This is a genomic window from Porphyromonas levii DSM 23370 (assembly GCF_000379925.1).
Classification (GTDB): Bacteria; Bacteroidota; Bacteroidia; order Bacteroidales; family Porphyromonadaceae; genus Porphyromonas_A; species Porphyromonas_A levii.
Window position 1 is genome coordinate 26908 of sequence record NZ_KB904244.1, and the last position, 8099, is coordinate 35006.

Here is an 8099-nt window from a genome sequence, read left to right on the forward strand (position 1 = left end):
CAAGCTGGTATTTCCATTTCTTTTTCCAATATTGGAAAGGTAGCGTTCCCTCCCTGGAAACTTTTATTTCCAACGTTGGAAACTTATCTTTCCAACCTTGGAAAATAGGACTCTGTACTGAGGAGCATGAAGGAGTATAGATCTTTGCTTTTGGTACATCCTATTGGTTTGCGTAAAAGAAGCCTACCTGATTCCAAGAAGCATTGGTCTGGGTCTCATCTATTGCTGAGACCGCTCTATACAATTATGCGATTAATTGATTAATTTTGCGGTATCTATACAGGATGTATAGTGGGTATTATGTATCTAAAGAGTAAGATTTCAGATTGAGACAGTACAAGATAAATAAGCTCCCTAATGGACTTAGGGTGGCACTCCTCCCTCGCAAGAGCAAGGTCGTTTACTGCGGCTTTGCCATTCACTCGGGGAGTAGCAATGATCCGGAGCACCTGCCAGGACTAGCACATTTCGTGGAGCACACCATATTCAAGGGCACCACTCGGCGCAAGTCTTGGCATATCATCAACCGTATGGAGCTAGTGGGCGGTGAGCTCAATGCTTATACCACGAAGGATACTACCTTCGTCTATACTGCGGCACCCCGACAAGCACTCAGGAGAAGCGTAGAGCTCCTCAATGACCTTATCCGTCACGCTACCTTTCCTGCCCAAGAGCTGGAGAAGGAAAAGGTAGTTATCGAAGACGAAATCAATATCTACAAAGACTCCCCATCGGATCTCATCTTCGATGATTTCGAGGAGCGGATATTTGCGGGGCACCCTATGGCACACCCTATCTTGGGCAATAGCCGAAGCCTCAAGCGGATGCAACCTCAGGATTGTATCGATTATGTCCGCTCGGCTTTTCACCCTAGCCAGATGATTTTCTTCTGTATGGGGCAGGTCTCCGACCTCAGGTTCGATACGCTTTGTACGCAACTCTTATCGGAGCCTTTCCTAGAGCGCACACCATGCCCACCGATACCTGCCCCAGTGATGGTCAGGTTTGAAGAGGCACTGAAGACCTCTACCCACCAAGCGCATACCCTTATAGGTGGTGGCGCTCCCACACTCGCAGATCGTGAGAGGACTGAGGCGGCTCTCCTAATGAATATCCTAGCTGGACCCGGGATGAATAGTAGACTCAGTATTCAGCTAAGGGAGCAGCGGGGATGGGTGTATGGCGTGGAGTCGTCGCTCACTACTCTCCCCGATATCGGATGGTGGCAGATTTACTTCGGGAGCGATCCTGCGAATGCCTCGAAAGCCCTCCAAGTAACACTCGATGAGCTGAAGCGCTTGCAAGATGAGCCCCTCACGCCTACAGCATTGCGTGCTCGCATAAAGCAGGCCAAAGGACAAGCCGAGATGGGTACCGAGCAGAGCGAGTCTGTATTTCTCAACTTCGGGCGTCAACTCCTACTCAAGGGGCATTATAATGACCTCTCCGAGCTCTTCTCTAGGCTAGATGCCGTTACTCCAGACCGCCTTCAGGCGCTCGCACAAAAGTTATTTGATTCCCAAAACATTTCACAACTAATATACCTCGGAAAGTAATATGAATAAGTTTATTCTACTATCTCTTGCAGCCCTCGCGCTCACTCTGAGTGCGGCTTCCTGCGATGAGCAAGAGCAAGAGAACCAAAATACACAGAGCACGACAGAGGCTCGGACTCTGGCACCATCGCCTTTCTCAGCCGATAGTGCCTATCAGCATGTGGCGTATCAGGTGGCTCAAGGCCCTCGCGTGCCCAATACCCCTGGGCACAAAGCAACTTCGACCTACTTTACTCAAGTGCTGGCGGGGTGGGGGATTCCTGTAACGGAGCAAAAGGCGACCATAACCGCCTACGATGGTACTGCACTAGAGATTGTTAATATCATCGCTTCTTACCGACCAGAGGCTAAGGAGCGTGTGATGCTCTTTGCGCACTGGGACACTCGTCCATGGGCAGATAGGGAGAGCGATGAAGCGCTCCGTCTTCGTCCAATCCCCGGAGCCGATGATGGCGCCAGTGGCCCGGGGGTGATGCTGGAGTTAGCTCGCCTACTATCGGAAGTGGGGCTACAAAATATTGGAGTAGACTTGATGTTCTTCGATGCAGAGGACTATGGGCAGCCCGATTGGGCAGGAGACCCAGGTGCCGACCATACCGATACTTGGGCGCTTGGTACACAATACTGGACTAAGAACCTACACACTGAGGGATACATGCCGAAGTTTGGGATTCTTCTGGATATGGTAGGAGCCAAAGATGCACGTTTCTTGCGTGAGTACTTCTCTCAGGAGTCGGCAGGCAATAGGGTTACAGATATATGGCGCACGGCTGCGGAGCTAGGGCATGAGCGTTTCTTCGTGAATAAGATGGGCGGTGCGATTACGGATGATCACTACTTCGTTATTCGCAACCTCCGTATACCTTGTGTCGATATCATCAATTACGACGGAGACTTTGCGCCCTACTGGCATACCCATAATGATAATATGGACAACATAAGTAAGGAGACACTCCAAGCTGTGGGTGAGACCCTTTGGCAGGTGTTACAGGATGTAGACCAAGGGCACATACAATAGGAGGAACTTATTCAATGAAGCGGATATCTATCTACCAAGTACTCCCTCGACTATTTGGCAACCTCTGTAGCGCGCCCCAACCGTATGGCGATTACGAGAGGAACGGTTCTGGAAAACTCAATGACTTCACGCCCCTTCGGCTTGAGGCAATAAAAGACCTCGGTTGTACCCATATCTGGTACACTGGGGTCATAGAGCATGCGACCAAGACGGCCTTTGGCTCTTCTATTCCTGCTCATCATCCTGCTATCGTCAAGGGCGAAGTTGGTTCGCCCTATGCTATTTCCGACTACTACGATATAGCTTCTGCGCTGGCCTCAAAGCCTGAGGAGCGCATGGCAGAGTTTGAGGCACTAGTTGAGCGTACCCATAGTGCAGGTTTGAAGGTGCTTATCGACTTTGTGCCCAATCACCTCTCAAGAACCTATCGGAGCGATGCTAAGCCTGAGGGTATCCGTGACTTCGGGGCGGAGGATGACCCAACCCTCGCTTTCTCTCCGCAGAATAACTTTTATTACTTGCCACAGGAGACCTTGACCCTTGCGTCAGCTCAAGGCGGGGAAGCGGTTCCGTACACTGAGTATCCCGCAAGGGCGACAGGCAACAACGTATTCAGCGCAACTCCGTCACGGAATGACTGGTACGAGACGGTCAAGCTCAACTATGGGATTGACCTACAGGGCGATTGGCAATCTTACTTCGACCCCATCCCTGACACGTGGCAAAAGATGCTGGATATCCTATGCTACTGGGCTGCAAAGGGCATCGATGGTTTCCGTTGTGATATGGCGGAGCTGGTACCAAGCCCTTTCTGGCGTTGGGTAATCGGTGAAGTCCGCAAGAGATTTCCAGAACTTCTTTTCATCGCAGAGGTATACCAACCCAATCGGTATGAGGAGTACATAGAGGCTGGGTTCGATTATCTCTACGATAAGGTAGGACTCTATGATAAGCTTATACAGATATTGAAAGGGTCGGCAAGTACTTCTGAGATTAGCGGAGTGCTCGGGGAGCAAGAGAGGGTCAAGCAACACCTCCTCCGTTTTATGGAAAATCATGATGAGCAAAGGCTCGCTTCGGATTTCGTGGTAGGTGATGGCGCTACTGCCTTTCCTGCCATGTGCGCTACCGCTCTTATCGATGGCAATCCTGTGATGACCTACTTTGGTCAAGAGCTGGGAGAGAGAGGGATGGATCAAGAAGGCTTTTCGGGACTGGATGGTCGCACTACTATATTCGACTACTGGGCTATTGAGAGTGTTCGAGAGTGGCTCGAAGGAAAGTCGTTTGCGCTTCGAACGCAGTACCAATGGCTACTTCATACTGCGCAGCTGCCAATATTCGCACAAGGAACACTCTATGATCTTACCTATACCGATAGGTCGCTCTCTGAGCGTGGACTATTGGTGTTCCTCCGTGCGCTGCATCATGAGGTTGCGCTAGTGGCGATTAATTTCGGAAAAGAGAGTGTGGCGCTGGCGATAACAATACCACAGCACGCTCTGGGTACCTTGGGTATCAGTTCTGATAGGGTCCATCGTAGCACCGAGCTTAATAGCAATCGGACTACCTTTGTTACCCTATCGCCAGATATGCACTACGCACTCACTGCCTATCCACTTACTGCTACAATCCATCACTTCACCACCCTTTGAGTCCCAACTATAGGACTTTGAAGCGCATGGTCAGTATGAGAGCAGCTGGGCGAATATGGTATAGCGAATAGAATGTACTCATGGACCCATATCCGTAGGTAGCGAAGGTCTTGGTGTTAAAGATATTGTTCCAGTCCAGTTGATACCTTACTTTTGGAGTGGAGTAGACCATCGAAAGATCGGCGAGAAAGAAGTTGCGGGTACCTTGAGTGTAGCCATTGTAATAATGCTCACCCTTGGCTGTAAGCGAAATATCAGGTGTGACATCGAAAATAAGCGATAAGTATTGATCCATATTGTGGATACGTTCAACCGTTTTCCCCGAAGTATCGCGTCCTCCAATGCTATTCCAATTGAGCACATACTCCGTATTGCACCACTCAAATGGAGCTATGTTCACTTTGGCTCGAAGCCCATATCCACTTCCGATGTGCTGTATATCCAATCCTTGACGAAGGATATTGCTCCGAGAAGAGCTCCAATATCCGACTAGGGAGATAATTAAGTCTTTCCAATAAAAACCCTTACTGGCTTCGAGCGAGGTATATAGGTAATCACTCTTATTAGGAAACTCTACTAGCTCGGTTACCGAGAGTTGGTCTTGAAAGGATTGAGAGAGTATGCCATTACTCCACATCCTCCTGTACGAAAGTTTACTATTGAGGAAGAGTATATGATCGACAAGTTTGTAACCTACGTTCGCTGACGTATAGCACGTATGGGTATCGAAAATCTTGGAAGCATACCGATTAAGCACTCTGTAGTTCTGTAGGATATAGCCTTTGTATAGGTTGTCGAGCCCTGGTGTGGAGCTTGATAAAGCAGCCAATATATCCCATTGGAGGTTCCTAGACTTATTAGTTACGCTTATGCTAGGCAGTAACTTAAATGTTTGATGAATCGTATTTTCTGGTTTTTGCGCTCTATAATCTACACGGGCATACCTATAAGAAAGTGGTAGCCGAAGGGCGACACTCAAATTTCTTCTCAGGTACTTCAGTTCAATACCTAGTGAAGCATCGAAGATCAGAAACGACATATCATTACTCCACTTTGGCTCAAGCAGTCGCTCAGAACTATTTCTCAAAATATCTGAGAATAGTGTTTCGTTATTTATCCTCACATTGAGCGTAGGGTCTATATTAATTGAACCCAAGGATAGTATCGAAAGTGTTTTTGCCTGAAGTGCAGACAAGAAAGCACTACGCCTAATTGTTTGGGTCGTAGAGGTGTATGGTGCACCTCCATTAATTAGCTCTGGATATAATCCTGGATGTAAATAAAGGTTGTGTGGTTGGGTGCGGAAAGCGTTGTCGAACTGGAGCGCAAAGCCTTTATTCTCCTTATTCTTGATCCCCCACTGGATAGAGTTGAATAGAGCTAAAGACTTACCACTGAGTCTTTGCTTGAAAACCTCCTTATTGATAGACTCCCCTCTATTATCGAGCCAGTCCGCTATAAATGTTGTTTCGTTCCCCAAAAAGGAGTTATCCCGATTTAGAGTATACGAAATGCCTCCCTGTAGAGTATTCTTTTTCAAGTGGGCAAATAACTCTTCCTCAATTACTGTTGCCTCCGAATTAGGGATATCATAGGTAGACGATGCATAGCTATGTCGGTTTTCCGTGCGATTAGTAAACTGAAGATTTAGAGTAAGTTCCGCGGTATTCTTTAGCTTAAATAGTTGGTTCGAGCCCAGAGAATGAGCTTCAGGGTCTATATATCTATCCCTCTTAATGGGAGGACTTGCGGGTATGGCGATATCCGTTAGAGCGAGGCTTTCTATCTCATTCAGCCCTTTTAGATCTGTAGCGTCTTCAGAAGAAATATCCATAGCATTACTACTCTTTACTGTAGTAATATTTTGATTAGCTCTATTAAAAAGCATCCCTACAAGCTCTCCTTTCCATAGCAGCTTATTATCAATACCCGCCCCGAGTAGCGCTTGTAGTGAAAATACATTCTTAGCCCCTTCCCTTAGCTTGAGGTTAATGGCTGCATCCGGAGTTACTTCTATCCCATCCATCATCTTGATAGGTTGGTAATTCTCGAGCACTTGCACAACCGAAATATCTTCTGCCCGAAGGTTCTTGGTAGCGATACCATAGCGCCCTTTGAGTAAGTCCATGTTTTCTATATACAGCTTATTTATCTCGCGCCCCATATAACTAATAGAGCCGCTTTCGGATACCGTCAGTCCCGGAAGTTTCTTTATCACATCTCCGATTGAGATATCATTAGTCCCCGTAAAGCTAGATACGAGGTAGTTGATTGTATCCCTTTGTTGCCACACTTTATTAGCCTCTACGACCACTTCACTAATCTGCATCAGATTATATTCTGCAGTGAAGTTTACTATTTGGCTTTTGTTCTCTACTTGTTGGCTCTGGGGTTTAATCTCCAACCCAGAGATGGTCACAGATAGTTGAGGAAGAGAAGCCGCAGACACCGCTACGCTATAATAACCCTCTTGGGAGGTGTTCCCAAAAGCAAGTACAGTACTATCGCTTGGGTTCTGTATCAGGATAGTGACATTTACCAATGGGTCTCCCTTGGTATCCAAGACATGTCCTTTGATTGTTGTTTGACCTAAGGCTCGCCCTACTATTAGGGTGAGTAGCAAGATAACAAAGACTATTCTCCTCATAATGATGTACTGTGGCGATAAAGACAATTCTAGACGGGGTTAGTTACGTTCGATAGGATTGTAGGGTAATGAAAACTTGTTTACCTTCTGATACCTATCATTGACTTTCTCTACCAAATATATCCTAGTGGTCAGTAGATACTGTGTAGTTTTGCTGTAGGCTTTCTCTACGGTCGCTCTTACTTTCTCCCTCGTTGTTGGCACATAGTTCCACTGGTATTGGTTAATTGTCTCTTTTGTCTTGGGCACTACAATCCCTGTGCAGCTCCAGTGGTAGTGTCCCTCCTTATCTTGAATATCCAAGATGAGTCCTGGTAATCCATCAAACTTATAAGGTCCGTCACGGAAAGGCAATTCAGTAGTAAACCAGGCCTCGTAGGTGCGCCCCCTAAAGTCCGTTACTCCTTTCTGGCAGTTATATCCGAGGATAACTTTCTTCTCTCCAGTGAGTCGCCAGTTGAAAGCTGGTTTATTGTCCGCATATCTATAGACATCATCAAAACCAAATAAGCGAAGCGTGACAATATCTTCCTTCTGCCCACCATAAGGCGAATACTTATATACCTCCTCCCCAACGGTAGGGTAAATAAAGGCATTCCGTACCCACACACGTTCGCCACTAGAGACTTCTTCATTAGTCCATAATAAATCTTCTTTGTGCAGAGTTTGGCTATAGCACTTGGAGACTTTCGTCCCAATCTCTAAGGTTAAGATATCCTCGAAAGTCCCCTCCTCGTATTCTGGCGCCAAATTCATGGTTACAGTATAGGTCACGATGAGCTTCGCTTCATCTATTACATCATACGAAGTCGTCAGTTGAAAGTCAGGCGCTATTCCAAGCTCTTGTGCCTTAACCGCCTGACCCTGCCTGAATCCTTGCTGAGCAAATATTTGCAAGGGACAGAGAATAAGCAAGGAGATAAAGAGAATCTGCTTCATATCACTATCTTTTGAGACTGTTGCACAAAAAACTGCGTTAAACACTTGTTTATCTCATTGGTTATCAGTATATTTGTATATGTTTAACAAGGAATAATTACTGATTCCATATGTCTTTCAAGAGTACATCCAACGATAATCCAAGTTTTGTAGAAGTTTTCACAGAGCAGAGACGAGCCAAAGCACGTAATGGCTTCTTAGAGCAAGTTGATATTCTTATTGACTGGCGCCCCATACAGACCTTTATCAATAAAAAGCTCAATAAGAGAGCAGAAGCACAAGGG

Annotated in this window: 5 protein-coding genes; 3 read left to right on the top strand and 2 right to left on the bottom strand. The window is 46.6% G+C overall.

Annotation, left to right across the window (positions count from 1 at the left end; all coding sequences use genetic code 11):
• The first annotated feature begins 326 nt into the window (after positions 1 to 326).
• Genes A3GG_RS0104275 through A3GG_RS11840 form a run of 3 tightly spaced genes read left to right on the top strand, consistent with a single transcriptional unit; the run spans position 327 to position 4229 of the window.
• Positions 327 to 1556, top strand: a complete 1230-nt coding sequence (locus A3GG_RS0104275; protein ID WP_018358085.1) for a M16 family metallopeptidase — start codon at positions 327 to 329, stop codon at positions 1554 to 1556.
• 1 nt (position 1557) lies between these two features.
• Positions 1558 to 2574, top strand: coding sequence for a M28 family peptidase (locus A3GG_RS0104280; protein ID WP_018358086.1), 1017 nt, complete (start codon positions 1558 to 1560; stop codon positions 2572 to 2574).
• Positions 2575 to 2588: 14 nt separating this feature from the next.
• Complete coding sequence (locus A3GG_RS11840; RefSeq protein ID WP_018358087.1) at positions 2589 to 4229, top strand: alpha-amylase family glycosyl hydrolase; 1641 nt, start codon at positions 2589 to 2591, stop codon at positions 4227 to 4229.
• Positions 4230 to 4236: 7 nt separating this feature from the next.
• On the opposite strand, the gene A3GG_RS0104290 is transcribed toward A3GG_RS11840, so the two are convergent.
• The gene (locus tag A3GG_RS0104290; protein WP_018358088.1) at positions 4237 to 6876 is read right to left on the bottom strand and encodes a peptidase associated/transthyretin-like domain-containing protein; all 2640 of its coding nucleotides are present in this window, start codon (positions 6874 to 6876) and stop codon (positions 4237 to 4239) included.
• Positions 6877 to 6915: 39 nt separating this feature from the next.
• Positions 6916 to 7815, bottom strand: a complete 900-nt coding sequence (locus A3GG_RS12800; RefSeq protein WP_018358089.1) for a GLPGLI family protein — start codon at positions 7813 to 7815, stop codon at positions 6916 to 6918.
• Positions 7816 to 8099 lie beyond the last annotated feature (284 nt).

Excerpts from the sequence above, each read along its gene's own strand:
- A3GG_RS12800 (WP_018358089.1), bottom strand. The coding sequence starts at position 7,815 with ATGAAGCAGATTCTCTTTATCTCCTTGCTTATTCTCTGTCCCTTGCAA.
- A3GG_RS11840 (WP_018358087.1), top strand. The coding sequence starts at position 2,589 with ATGAAGCGGATATCTATCTACCAAGTACTCCCTCGACTATTTGGCAAC.
- A3GG_RS0104290 (WP_018358088.1), bottom strand. The coding sequence starts at position 6,876 with ATGAGGAGAATAGTCTTTGTTATCTTGCTACTCACCCTAATAGTAGGG.
- A3GG_RS0104280 (WP_018358086.1), top strand. The coding sequence starts at position 1,558 with ATGAATAAGTTTATTCTACTATCTCTTGCAGCCCTCGCGCTCACTCTG.